The 20,077-nt window shown below is 70.5% G+C and carries 20 protein-coding genes and 1 tRNA gene; 10 read left to right on the top strand and 11 right to left on the bottom strand.

The window, feature by feature from the left end:
- The first annotated feature begins 51 nt into the window (after window positions 1-51).
- Complete coding sequence (locus ABD671_RS16100; protein ID WP_344734447.1) at window positions 52-564, top strand: peptidylprolyl isomerase; 513 nt, start codon at window positions 52-54, stop codon at window positions 562-564.
- Window positions 565-586: 22 nt separating this feature from the next.
- Window positions 587-1,522 (top strand): rhomboid family intramembrane serine protease, encoded by a 936-nt coding sequence (locus tag ABD671_RS16095; protein ID WP_344734446.1) that lies wholly within the window; start codon window positions 587-589, stop codon window positions 1,520-1,522.
- 214 nt (window positions 1,523-1,736) lie between these two features.
- On the opposite strand, the gene ABD671_RS16090 is transcribed toward ABD671_RS16095, so the two are convergent.
- The gene (locus tag ABD671_RS16090; RefSeq protein ID WP_344734445.1) at window positions 1,737-2,198 is read right to left on the bottom strand and encodes a cell division protein CrgA; all 462 of its coding nucleotides are present in this window, start codon (window positions 2,196-2,198) and stop codon (window positions 1,737-1,739) included.
- A 49-nt stretch (window positions 2,199-2,247) separates the two neighbouring features.
- On the opposite strand from ABD671_RS16090, the gene ABD671_RS16085 reads away from it, so the two are divergent.
- Window positions 2,248-3,087 carry a DUF881 domain-containing protein gene (locus ABD671_RS16085; protein WP_344734444.1) on the top strand — a complete coding sequence of 280 codons (840 nt, stop codon included), beginning with the start codon at window positions 2,248-2,250 and terminating at the stop codon, window positions 3,085-3,087.
- Here ABD671_RS16085 and pknB read toward each other — a convergent pair.
- From pknB to ABD671_RS16050, 7 genes are all read right to left on the bottom strand, one after another.
- Window positions 3,062-4,906 carry a Stk1 family PASTA domain-containing Ser/Thr kinase gene (pknB, locus tag ABD671_RS16080; RefSeq protein ID WP_344734443.1) on the bottom strand — a complete coding sequence of 615 codons (1,845 nt, stop codon included), beginning with the start codon at window positions 4,904-4,906 and terminating at the stop codon, window positions 3,062-3,064. The two genes, ABD671_RS16085 and pknB, sit on opposite strands and share 26 nt — an antisense overlap.
- The gene (locus ABD671_RS16075; protein ID WP_344734442.1) at window positions 4,906-6,393 is read right to left on the bottom strand and encodes a serine/threonine protein kinase; all 1,488 of its coding nucleotides are present in this window, start codon (window positions 6,391-6,393) and stop codon (window positions 4,906-4,908) included. The genes pknB and ABD671_RS16075 overlap by 1 nt, the downstream gene beginning before the upstream one ends.
- 160 nt (window positions 6,394-6,553) lie before the next feature.
- Window positions 6,554-8,053: a peptidoglycan D,D-transpeptidase FtsI family protein gene (locus tag ABD671_RS16070; protein WP_344734441.1), complete on the bottom strand. Its 1,500-nt coding sequence runs from the start codon at window positions 8,051-8,053 to the stop codon at window positions 6,554-6,556.
- Window positions 8,050-9,456: an FtsW/RodA/SpoVE family cell cycle protein gene (locus ABD671_RS16065; protein WP_344734440.1), complete on the bottom strand. Its 1,407-nt coding sequence runs from the start codon at window positions 9,454-9,456 to the stop codon at window positions 8,050-8,052. The genes ABD671_RS16070 and ABD671_RS16065 overlap by 4 nt, the downstream gene beginning before the upstream one ends.
- Window position 9,457: 1 nt before the next feature.
- Window positions 9,458-10,777 (bottom strand): PP2C family protein-serine/threonine phosphatase, encoded by a 1,320-nt coding sequence (locus ABD671_RS16060; protein WP_344734439.1) that lies wholly within the window; start codon window positions 10,775-10,777, stop codon window positions 9,458-9,460.
- 11 nt (window positions 10,778-10,788) lie between these two features.
- Window positions 10,789-11,262 (bottom strand): FHA domain-containing protein FhaB/FipA, encoded by a 474-nt coding sequence (locus ABD671_RS16055; RefSeq protein WP_344734438.1) that lies wholly within the window; start codon window positions 11,260-11,262, stop codon window positions 10,789-10,791.
- Window positions 11,255-11,983 carry an FHA domain-containing protein gene (locus ABD671_RS16050; protein ID WP_344734437.1) on the bottom strand — a complete coding sequence of 243 codons (729 nt, stop codon included), beginning with the start codon at window positions 11,981-11,983 and terminating at the stop codon, window positions 11,255-11,257. The genes ABD671_RS16055 and ABD671_RS16050 overlap by 8 nt, the downstream gene beginning before the upstream one ends.
- A 189-nt stretch (window positions 11,984-12,172) precedes the next feature.
- On the opposite strand from ABD671_RS16050, the gene ABD671_RS16045 reads away from it, so the two are divergent.
- Window positions 12,173-12,256: transfer RNA gene (locus ABD671_RS16045), tRNA-Leu, on the top strand.
- 106 nt (window positions 12,257-12,362) lie between these two features.
- On the top strand, window positions 12,363-13,613 hold the full coding sequence (locus ABD671_RS16040) for a tyrosine-type recombinase/integrase (RefSeq protein ID WP_344734436.1): 1,251 nt from the start codon (window positions 12,363-12,365) through the stop codon (window positions 13,611-13,613).
- On the opposite strand, the gene ABD671_RS16035 is transcribed toward ABD671_RS16040, so the two are convergent.
- Window positions 13,602-13,838, bottom strand: a complete 237-nt coding sequence (locus ABD671_RS16035; RefSeq protein WP_344734435.1) for a helix-turn-helix domain-containing protein — start codon at window positions 13,836-13,838, stop codon at window positions 13,602-13,604. The genes ABD671_RS16040 and ABD671_RS16035 overlap by 12 nt on opposite strands.
- Before the next feature lie 569 nt (window positions 13,839-14,407).
- Here ABD671_RS16035 and ABD671_RS16030 point away from each other — a divergent pair.
- Both ABD671_RS16030 and ABD671_RS16025 read left to right on the top strand, forming a co-directional pair.
- Entirely contained in the window at window positions 14,408-14,653 is a 246-nt protein-coding gene (locus ABD671_RS16030; RefSeq protein WP_344734434.1) for an AbrB/MazE/SpoVT family DNA-binding domain-containing protein, read from the top strand.
- Window positions 14,650-15,030 (top strand): type II toxin-antitoxin system VapC family toxin, encoded by a 381-nt coding sequence (locus tag ABD671_RS16025; RefSeq protein ID WP_344734433.1) that lies wholly within the window; start codon window positions 14,650-14,652, stop codon window positions 15,028-15,030. Before ABD671_RS16030 ends, ABD671_RS16025 begins: the two co-directional genes overlap by 4 nt.
- A 385-nt stretch (window positions 15,031-15,415) precedes the next feature.
- Here the strand turns inward: ABD671_RS16025 and ABD671_RS16020 are convergent, their stop codons facing one another.
- Together ABD671_RS16020 and ABD671_RS16015 are read right to left on the bottom strand one after the other, a co-directional pair.
- Window positions 15,416-16,462, bottom strand: coding sequence for a helix-turn-helix domain-containing protein (locus tag ABD671_RS16020; protein WP_344734432.1), 1,047 nt, complete (start codon window positions 16,460-16,462; stop codon window positions 15,416-15,418).
- Between the two features lie 36 nt (window positions 16,463-16,498).
- Window positions 16,499-17,473 carry an alpha/beta hydrolase gene (locus tag ABD671_RS16015; RefSeq protein WP_344734431.1) on the bottom strand — a complete coding sequence of 325 codons (975 nt, stop codon included), beginning with the start codon at window positions 17,471-17,473 and terminating at the stop codon, window positions 16,499-16,501.
- A gap of 236 nt (window positions 17,474-17,709) precedes the next feature.
- Here ABD671_RS16015 and ABD671_RS16010 point away from each other — a divergent pair, with 236 nt between their 5' ends.
- The 3 genes from ABD671_RS16010 to ABD671_RS16000 all read left to right on the top strand — a co-directional run bounded on the left by ABD671_RS16010 (window position 17,710) and on the right by ABD671_RS16000 (window position 20,050).
- The gene (locus ABD671_RS16010) at window positions 17,710-18,849 is read left to right on the top strand and encodes a serine hydrolase domain-containing protein (protein WP_344734430.1); all 1,140 of its coding nucleotides are present in this window, start codon (window positions 17,710-17,712) and stop codon (window positions 18,847-18,849) included.
- A gap of 567 nt (window positions 18,850-19,416) precedes the next feature.
- Window positions 19,417-19,644: a hypothetical protein gene (locus tag ABD671_RS16005; protein ID WP_344734429.1), complete on the top strand. Its 228-nt coding sequence runs from the start codon at window positions 19,417-19,419 to the stop codon at window positions 19,642-19,644.
- A 4-nt stretch (window positions 19,645-19,648) separates the two neighbouring features.
- Window positions 19,649-20,050, top strand: coding sequence for a type II toxin-antitoxin system VapC family toxin (locus ABD671_RS16000; protein ID WP_344734507.1), 402 nt, complete (start codon window positions 19,649-19,651; stop codon window positions 20,048-20,050).
- Window positions 20,051-20,077: the final 27 nt, after the last annotated feature.

Raw genomic sequence — 20,077 nt, 5'->3', positions numbered from 1 at the left:
ACCAATCGTGTCGTCACCTCGAAGATCTACCCCGAACCGCGAAAGGCAGTCATGGCTGACCTGCAGGCCGTGTTGAAGACCAACCACGGCGACATCACCGTCAACCTCTTCCCGAACCACGCGCCGGAGACCGTCGCGAACTTCGTCGGCCTGGCCACCGGCGAGAAGGCCTACGACGCCGGCAACGGCAAGACCGGCCCCTTCTACGACGGCCTCGGCTTCCACCGGGTCATCGCGGGCTTCATGATCCAGGGCGGCTGCCCGCTGGGCACCGGCACCGGCGGTCCGGGCTACACCTTCAAGGACGAGCCCCACCCCGAGCTGGTCTTCGACAAGCCCTACCTGCTGGCCATGGCCAACGCCGGCCCGGGCACCAACGGCTCGCAGTTCTTCATCACCGTCGGCCCGACCACGTGGCTCAACTTCAAGCACACGATCTTCGGCGAGGCCGCCGACCAGGCCTCGCGCGACGTCGTCGACGCGATCGCCGCCACCGCCACGGGCCCGGGCGACCGTCCGATCGAGCCGGTCGTCATCGAGTCCGTGGAGATCCTCGGCCGCTGAGCGCCGCGCCAGGAGCCCGACGATGACCAACCCACCGGTCCCTGAGATCGGGGTGCCCACCTGCTATCGGCACCCCGATCGGGAGACCTACATCAGCTGCCAGCGGTGCGGGCGCCCGATCTGCCCCGACTGCATGACCGAGGCGGCCGTGGGCTTCCAGTGCCCCTCGTGCGTCGCCGAGGGACGCCGTACCCAACGTGAGGCGCGGACGCCGTACGGCGGGCGCATCGCGGGCAACCGGGCGGTCGTCACCTTGACGCTCATCGGGCTCAACCTCGCGGTCTATGTGCTGATCTTCGCCACCGGGGGCGACGGCAGCTCGCTCATCAACGTGCTGGCCGAGCACGCCCGCGGCCTGTGCACCGCCGCCAACGGCGGGTACTTCCCGAACGTCGGGTCGCAGGCGCTGTGCGAGCGCGGTGTCGGCGGCACCTGGACGCCGGGGGTCTCCGACGGGGCTTACTGGCAGCTGCTCACCAGCCAGTTCGCCCACGTGCAGCCGCTGCACCTCGGTTTCAACATGCTCGCGCTCTACGTCCTCGGGCCGCAGCTCGAGGCCGTGCTCGGGCGCGGGCGGTTCCTGGCGCTCTACCTGCTCTCGGGTTTCGCGGGCTCCGCCGCGGTCTACTGGCTGGGTTCGGAGGTGCGTCCCACGTTGGGCGCCTCGGGCGCGATCTTCGGACTCATGGCGGCCCTGTTGATCATCGCCCGTCGGGTGGGGGCGGACTATCAGCAGATCCTGATGTGGATCGGCCTGAACTTCCTCATCACGCTGGTGGGGTCGAGCTACATCTCCTGGCAGGCCCACCTCGGCGGCTTCCTGGGTGGTCTGGTCGTGAGCGCGATCCTGGCCTACGCCCCGCGGGAGCGTCGTACGGCCGTCCAGGCCGGGGGACTCTTCGCGGTCGGGGTCGTCATCGCGATCGCGATCCTGGCCCGCACCGTCGTGCTGATGTAGCCGTCCGCACCTCGCCGTACCACCCCGATGGCCCGCCGGAATCCCGGCGGGCCATCGGCCTTCTCCCCAGGGTGTGGAGAGATCTGGGGATGAATCACATGGCTGTCATTCATCCCCAGCTCCCTCCACAGCTGTGGACACCGCCGGGGCGGAAATGCCCGACGGGCCGGCGTTCCACGTGGAACACCGGCCCGTCGCAGGCGGTTCGGGGGTCTTACTCCCAGCGGGTCGCGAAGACGAAGCCCGTGGCCATCAGCGCGATGCCGACGATGAGGTTCTTCTGTCCCAGGTCGTTCATCACCGGCACGGGGGAGAGATCGTTGGAGAAGACGTAGAACGTGCAGATCCACGCGAGCCCGACCAGGAAGCAGCCGAGCATGCCGACCACGACACCGCGGCCGCGGCCGAGCGGGGTCTTCGGGTGGGCGGAGATGACCAGGCCGAGGAAGAACGCGCCGAACCCGATGAGGTAGTTCCAGTTCTCCAGGTCGCCCATGAAGGCCGGGCCGGAGGTCTTCGCGCTGAGGTCGTCGGCCCGAACGCCCACGTAGTAGTAGATGATCCACGCGAGCCCGCCGAGCATCAGCAGCAGCACGAGCAGGAACCGGGGCGTGAACACCGGCTCGCGGGTCGGGTCGGCGAAGGCGGGGTCGGCCTTGCGCTTGAGTCTGGCCACCAGGGCTCCTCGGTCGGTGATTCGCGAACGGAGACGTAGCCTAGTCGTCGTGCCGTCCGGATCACACGCGAGCCCCACCCCCGCCGACGAGGAGTCGTCAGAGACTCCCGCGCGCGCAGCGCGATGGCGCGACGTCCTGCGGTCCGCCGGCCCCGTGGGAGCGGTGCGCCGTCGCGGACCCTGGGCGGTGGCGACCCCGCTGGTCGTCGGGTTGAGCGGTGCCCTCTTCGCCGTCAGCGCGGCCAGCAGCGACGGCACCGACCTGCGCCCGGGGCGCTACACCGACGTCGCCTCGCTCGTGGAGGCCGAGTCGCGCAGCTACCAGCAGCTCCAGCAGCGGGTCACCCGGCTCAACGCGGACGTCGCCCGGCTGACCGGTGCCGTCGACGACCCCGAGGTCGCGCGCCTGCAGCAGGAGACCGACCAGCTCAAGGGTCCGGCCGGCCTGGGCACGGTGCGCGGCCCCGGCCTGACGGTGACTCTCTCGGACTCGCCGATCTCCCTGGCACAGACCACCGACGTGCCGCTCAAGCTGCTGCTGGTGCACCAGCAGGACGTGCAGGCCGTCGTCAACGCGATGTGGCGCGGGGGCGCCTCCGCGGTCACCATCCAGGGTCAGCGGGTCGTCAGCACCACCGCCATCAAGTGCGAGGGCAACTCCATCACGATCCAGGGCGTGCCGTACCCGCAGCCGTACGTGATCTCCGCGGTGGGTGACCCCGACGCGCTGACCCAGTCGGTGATCACCGACGGGTACCTCACCAACTACATCGCCCAGTCCGAGGCGCCCGACATCCAGATCGGGTGGTCGACGGCGGTCGAGTCCGACATCACCGCCCCGCCCTACGACGGCCTGCTCGACCTCAGCTACGCGACGCCGGCTTCCTGACGGCGTCCCGACGCGTCCGGCGCAGCCGCCCCAGCCCGAGCAGGGACGGGAGCACGAGCGGTGCACCCGCCAACCCGCCCAGCGGCGGCAGGCCCCCGCCTGCCGACGGGGAGTCCGAGGGCGACTCGGTCGGGGAGGCCGGGTCGGTCGGCTCGGTGGGCTCGACGTAGCTGGAGACGAAGATGTTCACCTCGCTGCCCTGGGGCAGGGTGGTGCCCGCGTCGGGGGTCTGATCGGTCACGGTGCCGGCCGGTTCGGTGGAGGTGGGGTCCTCGCGGACCACGGGCTTGAAGCCCGCCTCGATGATCGCCTTCTCGGCGTCGTCCTGCAGCTGGCCGACGACGTCGGGCACCTCCTCGGGACCGTCGGAGAAGTAGACCGTGACGGTCGAGCCCTCCTCGAGCTCGGTACCGGGCTCGGGGCTGGTGCGCACGACCGTGCCCTTGGGTTCGTCGGACTCGATCATCTTGAAGCTCGCGACCAGGTTGGCGGCCTCCAGCGCCGTCTTGGCCTGGGCCCGCAGCTGGTTGACCACGTCGGGGACGGCGGTCTGCGGCTTCCCGCTGGAGATCACCAGGGTGATGGTCGTGCCGGGCGCCTCGAAGGAGTTCGCCGCGGGATCCTGGCTGATGACCCGACCCGACGGGATCGTGTCGGAGGGCTCGAAGCTCGGGGTGCCGACGACGAAGCCGGCGTCCCCGATGGCGGCGTTCGCCTTCGCCTCGGTCATCCGCACGACGTCGGGCACCTGCACGGTGTCGGGGGAAGAGGGGAAGAGCTTGCCCCACAGCAGGATCGCGGCGACGACCGCGGCGATCCCGAGCACCGCGAGGGTGATCCAGAAGCCGCGACCGGCACCCTGGCGCTCGTCCTCGACGTACGGCGTCGCGCGCACCTCGGTGGGCGTCGGGCGCGGCACCACCGGCGGCGTCGGCGGCAGGACGGGCGGCGGGGTGGCCTGCACCGGTCGCCCGGCCAGGTAGCGCTCGATGTCGCTGCGCATCGCCGCGGCGGACTGGTAGCGGTCCTCGACCCGCTTCGCCAGCGCCTTCATCACAATGGCGTCGATGGCCGGGGGCAGGTCGCTGTCGTGGTCGGACGGCGGGAGCGCCTGCTCGCGCACGTGCTGGTAGGCCACCGCGACAGGGCTGTCGCCGACGAACGGCGGCCGGCCGGTGAGGAGCTCGTAGAGCAGGCAGCCGGCCGAGTAGACGTCGGAGCGGGAGTCGACGGCCTCGCCGCGCGCCTGCTCCGGCGAGAGGTACTGGGCGGTGCCGACGACGGCCGCGGTCTGGGTCATGCTCGAGGCGGCGTCGCTGATGGCCCGGGCGATGCCGAAGTCCATCACCTTCACATCGCCGCTGGGCGTCAGCATCACGTTGCCGGGCTTGATGTCGCGGTGGATGATCCCGGCGCGGTGGCTGTAGTCGAGCGCCGAGAGCACGCCGCTGGTGATCTCCAGGGCCCGCTCGGGCAGGATCTTGCGGCCCTCGCGCAGGATGTCGCGCAGCGTGCGGCCGGCGACGTACTCCATGACGATGTAGGGCTGCTGGACGCCCGACCCGTCGCCCGCGGGCTCCTCGCCGGTGTCGTAGACCGCGACGATCGCCGGGTGGTTGAGCGAGGCCGAGGACTGGGCCTCGCGGCGGAAGCGGGCCTGGAACGTGGCGTCGCTGGCGAGGTCGGTGCGCAGGCGCTTGACCGCGACGACGCGGCCGAGGCGGGTGTCGGTGCCCTTGCGGACCTCGGCCATGCCGCCGCGCCCGAGGAGTTCCCCGAGCTCGTAACGGCCCCCGACGATGATCGGCTGCGAACTCATCAGCTGCTCCCCTCCTGGGGCGTGGGCGACGGGGTGGGCGTCGGGGTGGGCGTCGGCGTCGGGGTGGGGCTGGGGGTCGGACTCGGCGTCGGACTCGGCGTCGGGGTGGGCGTCGGCGACGGCTCGGGTGCAGGCCCCCAGTAGCTCACCGTGACGCTGCTGCCCGCGGCCAGTTCGCCGTCGGGATTGACCGAGATGACGGCGCCGGCCTCCTGCGTGCCGTCGTTGTCGATCTCGTTCAGCTGGACGCTCAGCCCGAGGTCGGTGAGCCGGTCGCGCACCTCGCGGTAGTCGCGGCCCTCGAAGTCGGCGCTGTCGACGCTCACCGTGTCGTCGGTCGGCTCCTCGGACGGCGTCGGCGCGCCCGAGCTCGAGGTGGGTGCGGTCGGGTCGGCCTGGTCGGTGACCGGGGTGTCGTCGTTGCGGGTGACCAGGAGCACGATCACGACGATCGCCGCGATCGCGGCGATCGCCAGCAGCGCCAGGGCCGCACCGGCCCAGGGCGATCGCTGCGGATCGGCGGGTGGTGCCGACGTCGTCGAGGTGGGCGGAGCGACCACCGGCGGGACGGCGGCGGTCGCCGGCAGCACCTGCGTGACCGGATCGGCCGCAGCCGGCGTCGGCGGCATCGCGCCGAGAGCGGCGGCCGACGCGGGGGCGACCCGCCCGGGCGCACGCAGGGCCGCGGCGAGCGCGGCGCCGTCGGGGAAGCGGTCGTCGGGCTTCTTGGCCAGGGCTCGGCGCACCACCGCCGCCAGGTCGGCCGGCACGCTCGCCGGCAGGTCGGGCACCGGCTGGTTGAGGTGCGCCAGCGCCGTGGCCACCGGGGTGTCGGCCTGGAACGGGCGGCGTCCGGCCAGGCACTCGAAGGCCACCACACCGAGGCTGTAGACGTCGGAGGCGGCGGTGCCCGGGTTGCCGCGCGCCTGCTCCGGCGAGAGGTACTGCGGGGTGCCGAGCACCTGACCGGTCTGGGTGAGCCCGGCGGAGGTGGCCGCGCGGGCGATGCCGAAGTCGGTGATCTTGATGCGCCGGTCGGGGGTGACCAGCAGGTTGGCGGGCTTCACGTCGCGGTGGACGATGCCGGCCGCGTGGGCGGCGCCGAGGCCGTCGGCGACCTGGGCGAGCAGGTCGCGAGCCACCTCGGGGTCCATGGGGGCGTCGGGACGCAGAAGGTTCGACAGCGGCATGCCGTCGACCAGCTCCATCACCAGGTAGGGCCGCACGGCGCCCTGGGCGTCGCGCCCCTCGCCGACGTCGTAGACGGCCGCGACCGCCGGGTGCGCCAGCGCGGCGGTGTGCCGCGCCTCGCTCTCGAAGCGGGCCGCGAAGGTGGGGTCGCCGGCGTACTCGGGCCGCAGCAGCTTGACCGCCACCTCGCGATCGAGCGCGGTGTCGGTGGCGCGCCACACCTCGCCCATGCCGCCCGTGGCGATGGGGGAGTCCAGCCGGTACCGGCGGGCGTCGTCCGCGAACCGCTCGCTCATCGGGTCACCCCCGCTGCGGTGGTCGAGGTGCGACGAGCGCCAGCGAGGAGCCGCGAGACCTGGTGAGGGGCTCGCGGGCGGCGGGCACCGTCGTGGGTGGGTGCGGGGGTCTCGTGGGTCGGCGCTGGGGCGCCTCCCACCTCGACCACCGGATGCGCGCTCATCGGATCACCGCCTCCATGACGGCCTTGGCGATCGGACCGCCGAGGAGACCGCCGGCGATCTCGCCGCGCTCGACGCCCGGTGCCTTCTGGATCATGACGGCGACGGCGACCTGCGGGTCGTCGGCCGGGGCGAAGGAGACGAACCACGCGTAGGGCGGGACGTCGGGGATGCCGCTCTGCGCGGTGCCGGTCTTGCCGGCCACCGGGATGCCCGGGATGGCGGCGGGGTTGGCGGTGCCGTCGTCGACGGTGGAGACCATGAGGTCGGTCAGCTGGCTGGCGGTGCTGGAGCTGATCGCCTGGTCGAGCAGCTCGGGCTCGGTGCTCTCGATCTGCTCGAACTCCGGGGACTGCACCGAGTCGACGAGGTAGGGCTTCATCACCTTGCCGTCATTGGCGATACCGGCGGCCACCATCGCCATCTGCAGCGGCGTCGCCGCCACCTCGTACTGGCCGATGCCGGACTGTCCCGCCTGCGCCTTGTCGGCGTCCTTCGGGAAGTTCGACTCGACCTGGGGCAGGAGGTCGGAGAAGTAGGTGCGGTTGAAGCCGAACTTCTCGGCCTGCTGGCGCAGCTTGTCGGCGCCGAGCTCGACCCCGAGCCGCGCGAACGTGGTGTTGCAGGAGTTCTCCAGCGCCTGCGCGAAGGGGATGCGCGTCGTGCCGCAGTCGCGGCCCTCGTTGTCGATGAGGCCGGTGGAGCCGGAGGTGAGCGGCAGCTGGTACGTCGCCCCGCCGGGCACCAGGTCGTCCTTGGTGTAGAGGCCGTCCTCGATGGCGGCCGCGGCGGTGACGATCTTGAACGTCGAGCCGGGAGGCAGCCGGGTCTGGATGGCTCGGTTCACCAGCGGCTGGTCGGGGTCGTCCTGGAGCTTCTTCGCGGTGGCGTTGACCTTCTCCAGGTCGTGGTCGGCCAGCAGGTTCGGGTCGTAGCTGGGCAGCGAGACCATCGCCAGCACCTTGCCGGTGCGCGGCTGGAGCGCGACCACCGAACCCTGACCGGTGGGGCCCACGACCTTCAGCAGACCCTCGTACGCGGCGCGCTGGGCGGCGGCGTTGATGGTGAGCTGCACGTTGCCGCCCTTGCTCTGCTTGTTGGAGAGCAGGTCGACCAGGCGGTTGACGAAGAGCCGGTCGTCGGTGCCGGCGAGCACGTCGTTCTCGGTCTGCTCCACCATCTGCTGGCAGCTCGTGCAGGAGCCGGACTGGGCGTTGTAGTAGTTGAACCAGCCCGTCAGCGGTGCGTAGAGGTAGGGCCGGGAGTACGTGCGCTGGAACTCGTAGCGGTCCTTCGACGGCACGCTCTGGGCCACCGGGGTGCGACCGACGAGGATCGCGCCGCGCTCCTGGGAGAAGGCGGCATCGACGGCCCGCTTGTTGCGCGAGTCGTGGTCGAGGGAGTCGGCGCGCCAGTACTGGAGGTAGGTGGCGTTCAGCATGAGCGCCAGGAACAGCACGAGGCAGAAGACGGAGAGGGTGCGGATGGGTTTGTTCACAGCCGGATCACCTGCGTGCTCTGGTCGTCGACGGCGTCGTCGTCCTCGGAGAGGTCGGGCAGCGGACGCCGGGCGAGGTCGGAGACTCGCAGCAGCAGGGCGATGATCACCCAGTTCGCCACCAGCGAGGAGCCGCCGTAGGAGAGGAAGGGCGTGGTGAGACCGGTGAGCGGGATCAACCGGGTGACGCCGCCGACGACCACGAACACCTGGAGGGCGAAGATGCCCCCGAGTCCGGTGGCCAGCAGCTTGCCGAACCCGTCACGGGCGATGAGCGCCACGCGCAGAGCGCGCTCGACGATGAGGCCGTAGAGCACGAGCACCGCCATGACGCCGGTGAGCCCGAGCTCCTCGCCGATCGAGGCCATGATGAAGTCGGAGTTGGCGTAGGAGACCAGCCAGGGGCTGCCCTCGCCGAAGCCGCGGCCGAGCAGGCCGCCCCACGCCATGCCGAACTGGCTGAGCACGATCTGGCGTCCGGTGTCGTTGGTGCCCTCGCCGAAGTAGGCGAACGGGTCGAGCCACAGGTCGACGCGCTGGCCCACACGCGGGACGACGATCGCGGCCAGGACGGCGCCGATGACGAACATGATCGCCCCGACCACCAGCCAGCCCGGTCGCTCGGTCGAGACGTAGAGCATGATCAGGAAGAGGCCGAAGAACAGCAGGCTCGAGCCGAGGTCGCTCTGCAGCACCAGGATGCCGAGGCTGATGCCCCACATCGCCAGGATCGGCCCGAAGTCGCGGCCGCGCGGCAGGTCGATGAACAGCACGCGGCGTCCGGCCAGGGCCAGCGCGTCGCGGTGCAGCACGAAGTAGCCGGCGAACGCGACGACCAGCAGCACCTTGGCGACCTCGCCGGGCTGGAGGCTGAAGGGGCCCAGGCCGATCCAGATGCGGGCGCCGTTGATCTCCTTGCCGATGCCGGGCACCTGCGGCAGGAGCAGCAGCACGATGGCCGCCAGGCCGCTGGTGTAGGTGAAGCGTGTGAGCACCCGGTGGTCGCGCAGCACCAGCAGCGTGCCCATGAACAGGACGACGCCGAGGGTCATCCAGGTGAGCTGCTGGCGGGCGAAGGTCGTGTTGGAGGCGAGGTCGAGGCGGTGGATGACCGCCAGACCCAGACCGTTGAGGGCGGCCACGATGGGCAGCAGCACCGGGTCGGCGTAGGGCGCCACGAGCCGGACGACGATATGGGCAGCCAGTACCAGCGCCGCCAGCCACCCGCCGTAGGCGACGATGTCGGTGGGCACCTCGCCCTGCACGCCGATCCCGGCCGCGGCGTAGGCGCCGATGCCGACGATGAGGGCGAGGATGAGCAGGAACAGCTCGGCACCGCGGCGACGTCGGTGGACGAAGCCGAGGAGCGGGTTGGTGATGCCGGTGGCGGCGGCCTGGGACACGTCAGCCGTCCTGGCACCCGGTCGGGGAGGCCTGCTGCACCAGGTTGTCGACGATCGAGCGGGCGTCGTCCAGGCTGTCGGCGTTGAGACCGTCGGCCACCTGGGAGGCCTCGTAGGAGCAGAGGTCGGCGACCGCGAGGTCGGAGGACTCGTAGACGGTGGAGAGGCTCAGACCCGGCAGGTCGGTGTTGACCCCGCGGAAGATGACGACGTCGCCGGCGTCCTCGCCGACGTAGTACTGGTCCTGACTCCACGACCAGGCCAGCGCGCCGGCCACCCACACGACACCGACGGCGATCGTGGCGTACATGGCGATGCGCAGCCAGTGCAGCCGCTCGGGCGGACGCGGGGCGTAACGCGCGGTCTCGGGGTCGACGGGGTCGGCGGCGATCGCGTGCTCGGGCAGCTCGTCGACGCCGACCGCGGTGTCGGCGCCCGTCTCGGGGGTGGCGACCGGACGGGCGTGGCCGCGCGCGCGGTTGCGACCGCGCGGCAGCCGACGTCGCAGTTCGGCGGCCGAGCCGACGAGGAGCGGCTGGAGGTCGGCGAGCTCGTCGGCGTGCTCGACGACCGCGGCGTCGTCGAGCACGTCGGCCACGACGCAGGTGACGTTGTCGGTGGAGCCGGCGTCCAGGCTCGCGCGCACGAGCTCGACGACCGCGTAGTCGGGGGTGCCGTCGGCGAGCAGCGCGGTGAGCTCGAGGTCGTCGAGGAAGCCGCACGCGCCGTCGCTGCACAGGAAGAGCCGGTCGCCCGCCTGCAACGGGACGACGAAGAGGTCGGGCTCGAGGTCGGTGGTGCCGTCGAGCGCGCGGAGGATGACGTGGCGGTGCGGGTGCACCCGGGCCTCGTCCTCGGTGATGCGGCCCTCGTCGATGAGGCTCTGCACGAACGTGTGGTCGCGGGTGAGCTGCTGCAGGACGCCGTCGCGCAGCAGGTAGGCGCGGGAGTCGCCGACGTGCCCGATGGCGATCTGCTCGCCGTCGAAGCGGGCGATCGTCGCGCAGGTGCTCGTGCCCATGAGGGTGGGATCGTCGTCGACGAGTTCGGCGATGCGGTCCTGCGCGCGGTGCAGGGCGCCGGCGACCTCGCCGAGCAGAGCCTCGGGATCGTGCCCGTGGCCGGCGTCGTCGGCACCGGGGACGGCGGTGTCGAGGCGGCGCAGCTGGCTGATGGCGGTGGCGCTGGCGATGTCGCCGCGGGCGGCGCCGCCGACGCCGTCGCACACGGCGAGCAGCCAGGGCCCGGCGTACCCGGAGTCCTGGTTGTTCTTGCGCACCCGACCGACGTCGGAGAGGGCGGAGTAGTGGAGCTGGAACATCAGCCCGACCCCTACTTCCGCACTTCGAGGATCGTCTTGCCGATGCGCACCTGGGTGCCGACGGTGACCGTGGTCGGCTGGGTGATGCGCACGCTGCCGATGTAGGTGCCGTTGGTGGAGCCGAGGTCCTCGACGAACCACTGGTCGCCCGAAGCGAGGATGCGGGCGTGGCGCGTGGAGACGTAGTCGTCGTCGAGCCGGATCGCCGCGTCGTTGCCGCGGCCGACCAGCACCGGGGTGGCGCCGAGCTCGGCGCGCTCGCCGCGGTTCGCGCCGTCGACGACGATCACGTGGGTCGGGCTGCCGCGACGTCGCGTGGGCGGCTTGGCCGGCTTGGTGCTGCGGCGGCTGGCCTGGCCGCGGGCGGTCTCGGGCACGCGGGCGCCGAACATGTCGGAGCGGATGACCGAGATCGCCGAGAGCACGAAGATCCACAGGATCGCGAGATACGCGACGCGGATGAGGAACAGGGTCAGCTCAGACACCGAACTGCTCCTCGACGACGCGGACGGTCATGACGGTGTTGCCGATGCGGATCTCGCTGCCGTCGTCGAGCACCGAGCGCGAGCGCTTCTGCCCGTCGACGAGGACGCCGTTGGTGCTGCCGAGGTCGATGGCCTCGATGTGCACCCTCTCGTGGCCGCCGGCCGCGTGGCGGTACTCCACGGCGATCTCGACGTGCCGGCGGCTCACGCCGGGGTCGTTGATGCGGATATCGGCCTCGGTGCCGCGGCCGAGCACCACGCCCGGCGGGTGCACCGGGTGCTGACCGCCGTTGATGACGAGGAAGGCGCGGGCGCGGCGCACCTGGGTGTCGGTGGCGGTGCCGGTGACCTTCGCCTGGGCCCGGCTGCGCAGCTGGAAGCGGCCCGTGGGCAGGTCGTCGGCCCGCTCGAAGGCGATCTCGATGGGCCCCGGGAAGGAGTAGCCCTGCTGGTCGGCGTGCGCCTGCACCTGGCGGGTCATCTCATCGGCCAGGGCGGTGTCGTAGGGCGCGAGCCGCTCCAGGTCGCTGGGGGAGAGCTCGACGGTGAAGGCGTTGGGCACCAGGCGCCGGTCGCGGGAGAGGATCTGCGCGTTGTTGTCGCACTCGCGCTGCAGCGCCGCGGCGATCTCGACGGGCTGCACGTTGGAGCGGAAGGCGCGGGCGAAGGCGCCGTTGATGATCGACTCGAGGCGCTGCTCGAAGCGTTGGAGTCCGCTCACGCTCGCCTCTCCTCGTCGTCGTCGACCTCGTCCGCCGTGCCGTGTCGCTTGCAGACAGACGAACCCGACGGCCGTCGGGTTGTGACCGATCGTAACGGGACGCCGTCCTGCCGCCGGGTCACCCCGGGGTCGGGTCGGTCGCGGGTTTGGGAATGTCCACGCCGCTGGGATAGCCTCAACACGCTTCACGCGCGAGTGGCGGAATAGGCAGACGCGCACGGTTCAGGTCCGTGTGCCCGAAAGGGCGTGGGGGTTCAACTCCCCCCTCGCGCACGACAGCCCCAGGTCTCCGACCTGGGGCTTTGTCCATTCCCGGGGTGCTGCGGCGCTTGCCGTGTAGCAACGGAGTAGCACCGGCCCCACCTGAGAGGGCCTGGGCATGGCATGGATCGAGAAGAAGAAGCGGGCCGACGGGGGTACGGCGGCGCGGGTGGTGTGGCGGCTGGGCGGGGGTGGCGGGCCCTACCAATCGGAGACCTGTGGGGCTGGGAGCGATGCGCAGAACCTCGCCCGGGCCGATGGCTTCAAGAAGATGGTCGAGGCGGCAGGGCAGCGGTGGCCCGAGGGCTGGGTCCGCGGCGAGGGCTTCGTAAGGCCGTCGGGAGCGGACCCGCTGAAGGCTCCGCCGCGGTTCGTGGACCTGGGCGAGGAGTACGTCCGCCAGATCGTCGACATCTCGCCGGGACAGCGCAAGCGCTACCTCGGGCACCTCGGGGTGCTGCGCTCGCTGCGCGTCGGTGGCCAGCTGGTGTTCACCAAGCCGGTCACGGGCCTCACAGAGGCCGACCTCAAGGCCTGGCTCATCGAGTGGGACCGCTCGCTCAAGACGAAGGCGAACTACCACGGGCTCATCCACGGGGTGTTCGCGTACGCCGTGAAGCGGGGCTACCTCGCCGCGAACCCTGCTGTGGGGACGGCGCCGAAGCAGTCCCGTGTGAGGCAGTCGCGGCCGGAGCTGCGGTTCCTCACAGAACGCGAGCTGGAGACTGTTGTAAGGCTCTCTGGGCCTGACACCGACCTGCTCACACTCACCGTCGGCACCGGGCTGCGATTCGGCGAGGTGAGTGCGCTGTGGGTCGGCGACGTCGACCTCGAGCGGCGAACCGTCCGGGTGAACAAGGCCTGGAAGCGCAACGGTGAGGACGACGAGACCGAGACACCCGGCTGGCTGGACCGCCAGCTCGGTCCGAAGCACCAGATGCGCGACCACCACCTCGGGAACCCGAAGACGCCGAAGTCGCGTCGCACCGTGTCCATCTCTCCATCGGTGGCGGCGGTCCTCGGCCCGCGCCTGACCGGCCGCTCGGCCGACGACTTCGTCTTCACGAGCCGCTCCGGGCTGCCTCTTCACAACGGCGACTCCCACACCCACGTGTGGCGCAAGCTGATGAAGGCGCTGGCCGCCGAAGGGATCGCGCCGCTCCGATTCCACGACCTGCGCCACACCCACGTCGCCTGGCTGATCGCGGGAGGGGCGCCGCTGCCGCACATCCAGGCGAGGTTGGGCCACGAGTCGATCACCACCACGATCGACACCTACGGTCACCTGCTGCCGGCCGGCGACGAGCTGATCTCCGGGATCATCGACACCGCGCTGTCCGGGCGGACGATCCGACCGCTACAGACGTGAGCGGCGCTGGTCGCGCTGGAAGGGCACGACGTCCGAGGTCACCGCCTGCTCGCCGGCGTCGATCAGCTCGTCGAGGTGCTCGAGCCGGAGGCGGACGTGCTTGCCGATCCGGGTGCAGCGGAGCTTGCCTGTCCGTGCTGCGTCTGCGACCCAGCGTGCCGGGACGCTGAGATAGGCGGCCGCCTCCTCGGTGGTGAGTAGCGGCTGGATCGCTGCTCCCGGCACCGTCACCATCGGCGGCCTCGGCTCGTCGGGTGAAGTACGTCGACCAGGGCTTCGACGGCGAGGCGGGGGCGCTGCCACTTGGGGCTCGACTGGAGGGTCCCCGCCTCTGCGAGCCGACGCAGCTCGCGCAGGACGTTCATGCACGCCACTGGCGACAGCGCGACGCGATGGGCGCACTCGGCGAGGCCGTGCTCCTGCACGACCACGCGCTCGACCACCCGCACCTCTGCCGCGGACTGCGCCGGCGACTGCCTCCTTGTGTAGGCGTCGCGCCGGCACCGGTCCGAGCACCAGATCCTGGTGCGACAGAGTTGGGCCGGTGGAGGGAGCGGCCCTCCGCACGCGGCGCAGGACTCCGGGACGCCAACCGACAAGGTCTGCATGCCCCTTCAAGCGCTCCAGGCCCTGACGATTGGACAGTCCGTTCGTCCGGACGTTTCCGATCAGCGCGGGTGCACAGGGTGTGTGGCTGTTCAGATTGCCGGCCACGTGAGTCTGGAAGGTGGCGCAGGCTGCTCGCCACTGGGCATCGCCTGGCATGAAACGACTGTCCGTGGCACGATAGAGGCATGGATGCCACGTTGGTTCTCGGCAAGCAGGGGCGGCTGGTGATCCCGTCTGAGGTGCGGAGCGCTCTAGGCCTGGCGCCGGGGGATCAGCTGCACCTACGGCTCGTCGGCCGCAGTGTGGTGCTCGAGCGGCCGCAGGACGCCACTGCTGAGCTTCGAGGCCTCGCTTCGCGAGTCCCCCAGGATCGGTCACTGGTCGAGGAGCTCCTCGCCGAACGCCGCGTCGCCGCGGCCGCCGGCGAATGACGGTTCTCGACGCCTCGGCCGTGCTGGCCCTGGTGCACGACGAGCCCGGAGCTGACGTGGTTGCAGAGGCTCTGCCGTCGGCTTCGCTCGGGGCGGCGAACCTCGCCGAGGTCATCGGCAAGCTCGTCGATGCCGACGTGGACGTCAGCCGTGTCCGCAATCTCCTCACGTCCGCGGGAGTCGTCATCGAACCCGTCACTGAGGAGGACGCTGAGCTCGCTGGTGCGATGCGAGCCCTCGAAGGCGGCAAACACCTATCCCTGGGCGATCGCTGCTGTCTCGCGCTCGCGCTCCGCAGCACACCCGCCGTAGTGCTGACCGCGGATCGCGCCTGGGCTGATCTGGATCTGCCTGTGCAGGTTCGCCTTCTCCGATAGGGGATCCCCGGCTGGGAGTCGCAGGACGAACGACACCTCCAGCTCGTCGCCGTAGAGCCCATCAACCACCCGCAGGCCGAGGACCTTCACGTCACGGCCGAACCCGTCACAGCGATCGATGCCGTCGTCGGCCCGCCCGTAGGGATCGGCCGGATCGATCGCCGTCGGCGCGGGGTTGGTCAGGATGCCCAGCAGAGTTGCGACTCCTCATCCGACATGACCAGGCCCTCCGGTTCGCTACCGCGATGTCAGCACCGAATCCTTTCGCAATCTCCGCCCGTCCGCAGATCAGCGCGTCCCCGACAGCTGGCGGAAAGACGCAACAGCGGGGCCCTTTGAGACACCGGTGTGATCGCGGATCTAGCCGAACCGACCGTCAGAACGCTCAAGGTGTGGCGGCGGGCGCGGGCAGGTCCAAGACGCGCGAGTGGCGCAGGCGCCAGACGAGGTACGCCGTTCCAAGGCGTGTGCGCCCGTAGCCCTCGAACGGGTCGAACCCGAGGGTCGCGTTCACGGTCTCGAGGCGCGACTGCATCGTGCTGTGGTGCACGCCGGCTTCGCGAGCTGCCTGCCGCAACGAGTGCGATCGGACCACCGAAGCCAAAGTCTCCGCGCCCCACGCATGGGCCATCACCGCGTCGACCAGCGCGACGTCGGGCTGGAAGGAGCCGTCCGGCGCGTCGGCGAGCAGCCCGATCAGTCCGCCGAAGTCATCGGCCAGGACCGACCCGACCGCCGGTGGATCGCACAGCCGCAGCGCGACGAGAGCTGTGCGGAAGGAGTGGTGGAGGTCCTCCACCTCGGTGGCCACGCCGACCCCGCTGGGTACAGCGGTTACCTCGTGGGCACTGGCCGGTAGGACCAGTGCGTGGATTGCACCGAAACGCGTTGCAACGACGTCCTCGGGGCCCTGGGGGTGCTCGGGCCACACGGCGAAGAGCGGCGCACAGACCACTCTGTAGCGCGTTCTCGGACGCAGTCCGAGGGTGATCGCCGAGACGCATCGGGCCTGAACGTCCACGTCGGGATCGAGCAGCAGGCTCAGGTCGCGCCGGTGGTCGCTCTCACGCCCGCGGCCGTGCCGCATGCGGACCGCCAGGGCGAGTCGCTCCAGCACGATGGCGTCGTTGGGCTGCCGCGCCCCGTTCCGCTCCAACCACACTGTCAGTCCGTCGCTCACATCCTGCTGGAAGGCCGGGTCCACCTCCGGTCGTACGTCGTCCGCGTGATGGCCGCGGGGATCGATGCGCACGGTCCGGGCCGGCGTCTCGGAGTGGAAGCCAGCGACGCAGCCAGCGAGCGATGCGGCAGCGGCAAGCAGCGCGCGCGTGTTGACGTTGCCGACCATGAGCTCGTCGAAGCAGGCGATGACGCGCAGCCCGAGGCTCGCGCTCGGGTCGAGCCGGGCAATGCGGCCGAGCAGCTCCTGCACGACGACCTCCTTCTGCGAGCGAGCGTAGTCCGGGTTTCAGTCGGCGATGATCCGCTCGACCCAGTCGTTCCTGGCCCGGATCATGGCGCGGCCGACGGAGGTATGGGCGGCAAAGATGTCGCATGCGTGGAAGGCCCCCGACCACACGTGTAGCTCCGCATCACCGCCCGCACGCCAGATCCCGTCTGCGTAGGCGATCGCCTCGTCGCGGAAGATCTCGGCGGCACCCACGTCGATGAACGCCGGCGGCAGGCCCGAGAGGTCCGTTGCGCGGGCGGGGGCGGCGTACTCTGACACCGCCTCGGTGCCACGGGCGTCGCCGAGCAGAGCGGTCCAGCCGGTCTCGTTGCTGATGCGGTCCCACACGCCGATGCCGTCGAACTGGTGGGTCGAGGCCGTGGTGCCGCGGTCGTCGAGCATCGGGTAGTCGAGTACCTGACCCCGTAGCGTCGGTCCGTTCCGATCGCGGGCTGCGAGCGCGAGGCCAGCTGCGAGCCCACCTCCGGCGCTCGCTCCTGCGACCACGAGGCGGTCACGCCGCAGGCCCCAATCCCCTGCACGCGAGGCAGCGGCCTCGAGCGCGGCGTACATGTCGTCGAAGGGGTACGGGTGCCGGTGCTCGGGTGCCAGGCGGTACTCCACCGTCACGAGGACCGCGCCGAAGTCGGACACCCAGTCGAGAACCAGGTCGATCCCACTGAAGCGGTCGCCGAACATCAGCCCGCCCGAGTGCGCATAGACCACCCCCGGGCGCTCACCAGACGCATCCTTGGGACGAAGCACCGACACGGCAACCTCATGCCCGTCCGGAGCGACGACAACGTCGTCGGTGCAGACGATGCCCTTGGCGAAGAGGAGGTCCTCGATGGGCGGGGCGGCATAGGACACGCGCATGAAGTCGATGAGGTCGGGGGTGATCGTCGGCGGGAACATGCCGCCGACCACCGCCAGGCCGGCCCGCAGCTCGGCGTCGAACGGCGGGCGCGCGACGGGCTGCACCTCGGCTGTCACAGGTCTCTCCGCATCTTGTGCAATCAGGGAATCGCAGTTCGGGCGCCTCAGTAGATCGGCTGGGTCGCCAGCCTGCCACCGCCATGTGGCGGTCGTCACTCCTGCGACCCAGACGTCTTGTCGGTTCCCACTCGCCACCGGTTGGAAGACGGTGGTCGCAGCCGGACGGAGCAACCGTCCCCGCACTCCAAGGAGCAGCCATGGCCACACACATCGACGGATCCGGGATCGACCGCGTGCTCGCCGACGCCGTGTCGGACGGCGCAGTGCCGCACGTTGCCGCGATCGTCGCCGACCGCGACGGCGTCCTCTACGAGGGCGGGGCCGGGATCCGCATAGCGGGAGAGTCTGATGACCCGGTCGGCACCTCCACCCACTTCCGCATCATGTCGATGACCAAGATGGTCTGCACCGTCGCTGCGCTGCAGCAGAAGGAACGTGGCGAGCTCGACTTCGACGCTCCGGTGGAGGAATACGTCCCGGACTTTGCCGACGTCAAGGTGCTCGAGGGCTTCGACGGGGACGAGCCCATCCTGGTCGAGCCGCGCACGAAGGCCACGGTTCACCACCTCGTGACGCACACCTCTGGCCTGGGGTACTGGTTCTGGAACGACCAGCTCGTGAAGTACGAAGCGGCGACTGGCGTCCCGAACGTCGTACCCGGGTCGATGGCCGCCTTCGGTGCGCCCATGACGGCGCACCCCGGGGAGAAGTACGTGTACGGCATCAACACCGACTGGCTCGGCCGCGTCGTGGAGGCCGTCGCCAGCAAGAAGCTGGACGCAGTCATCGACGAGGGCATCGCTGGCCCGCTCGGCATGAGCAGCACCACGTTCCACCCGGACCAGACGCAGATGGACAACGCCGTCACCGTCCACGTGAAGGGCGAGGACGGCACATGGGCGTCGGCTGGCAACATCCTCAATCCCGAACCCGACTGGTGGGCGGGCGGCCACGGCCTCTTCTCCACCCCCCGCGACTACATCCGCTTCGAGCAGGCGCTCCTGCGAGGGGGCGAGCTCAACGGCGTGCGTATCCTGGACGAGGCCACGGTTGACGCCGCCTTCACCAACCAGATCGGCGACCTCGACTTCCCCGCCGAGATCCCGACCGCCGACCCGCCGATCACCGACACGATGTATGCCGGACCCGGCAACAAGTGGGGCTACGGACTCCTGCTCAACAGCCACGACATCCCCGGCCGCCGCCGCGCCGGCACCGGGTCGTGGGCGGGGCTCTTCAACACCCACTTCTTCATCGACCGCACGACCGGTATCTGCGCCTCGATCTACACCAACTCGCTGCCCTTCATCACGCGTCACGAGGCCTGGAAGCTTTACGGAGACTTTGAGGAGGCGGTGTACGCCGCGCTCTGATCGGACCGGGCGTGGAACCCATGCTCGGCGGTAAGCGCAGGACAGAGGCTCCTCGTGCACGTCTAGCGCCCGAGCCGCCTGGTGTAGCAGCGACGTCACCACTCGCCAAACCCTGAGCGGGAACCCGCTGGTCGGCGAGCGAAGTTCGGCGAACCGCGCGATGTTGTCGCCGTTAGACCCGTCCGCCAGCTTCGCCGGGACAGGGACGTTCTACGACACAGCAGGGCGGAGCAACTCCGCCCTCGCTAGACTCACGGATAACCAACCGACGCTGCTGCTACTCCGTGTAGCAGCCAAGGCCTGGAACGGTGCCGAACGGGAGGCAACTGAACCCCGGATCCACGCTCAGATCGCCGTCTTCAGGCCTGTGGAGAGCGGGAATCCGCTGGTTCAACTCCCCCCTCGCGCACCACCACATCAGCCCCAGGTCTTCGGACCTGGGGCTGATGTCGTTCTGGCCAGATGCCATCTGCTGGCCGGGGCGTGAGGCTGGGAGGCGGTGGATGCTGTGCGCGGAGTCATCGCGCGAGGCCCGACGGCCGATCGCCTTGCTGGTAGGATCAGCCTGTGGCGAGCCAGCAGACGTTCGAGAAGGTCAGTCTCACCATCGAGGCCGATGTCCTCCATCGGGTCCGCGATCGGGTGGAGCCAGGGAGGCTCTCGGCGTACACGACGCTGGCACTGCGACGCCAGCTCGAGCGCGACGGACTCGACGACCTGATCGCCGAACTGGTCGAGGTCAACGGGCCGCTTGACCCCGACGCCGTCGCGCGGCACGTCGAGGAGTGGCGCTGAGCCGGTGGCGCGGGTTCTGATCCTGGACTCCGAGGCGGTCTCGGCCCTCGCGGAGAAGCGCAAGGGGATGGCCGAGCGGCTGGCGGCGGCTCAGCAGGCCGACCACCGAGTGCTGATTCCCGCGGTCGTACTCGCCGAGGTCGCGACCGGTGCACCGACCGACGCCGCGATCTGGCACGTGCTGTCCAAGATCCCGACGATCGACGTTCCGGAGGGCGTGGCCATGCGCGCCGGCGCTCTCCGTACCCGTGCCGAGAGTGTGCGCCGCAAGAAGCGCGACCTCACCGTGGACGCCATTGTCGCCGCGACCGCGATCGAGCTCGCCCCGTCCGTGGTGATCACGGCGGACACGTCCGACCTGGAGCTCCTGCTCGATGGATTCGACGTCAAGGTCTCGGAGGTCTGATCGGGAGCCCGGTCGCCGGATGCTGTG

It is taken from the genome of Nocardioides fonticola, assembly GCF_039536805.1.
GTDB lineage: Bacteria > Actinomycetota > Actinomycetes > Propionibacteriales > Nocardioidaceae > Nocardioides > Nocardioides fonticola.
Note: the sequence above shows the minus strand (reverse complement) of the source record. Positions and strands in the feature narration are given on the sequence as shown.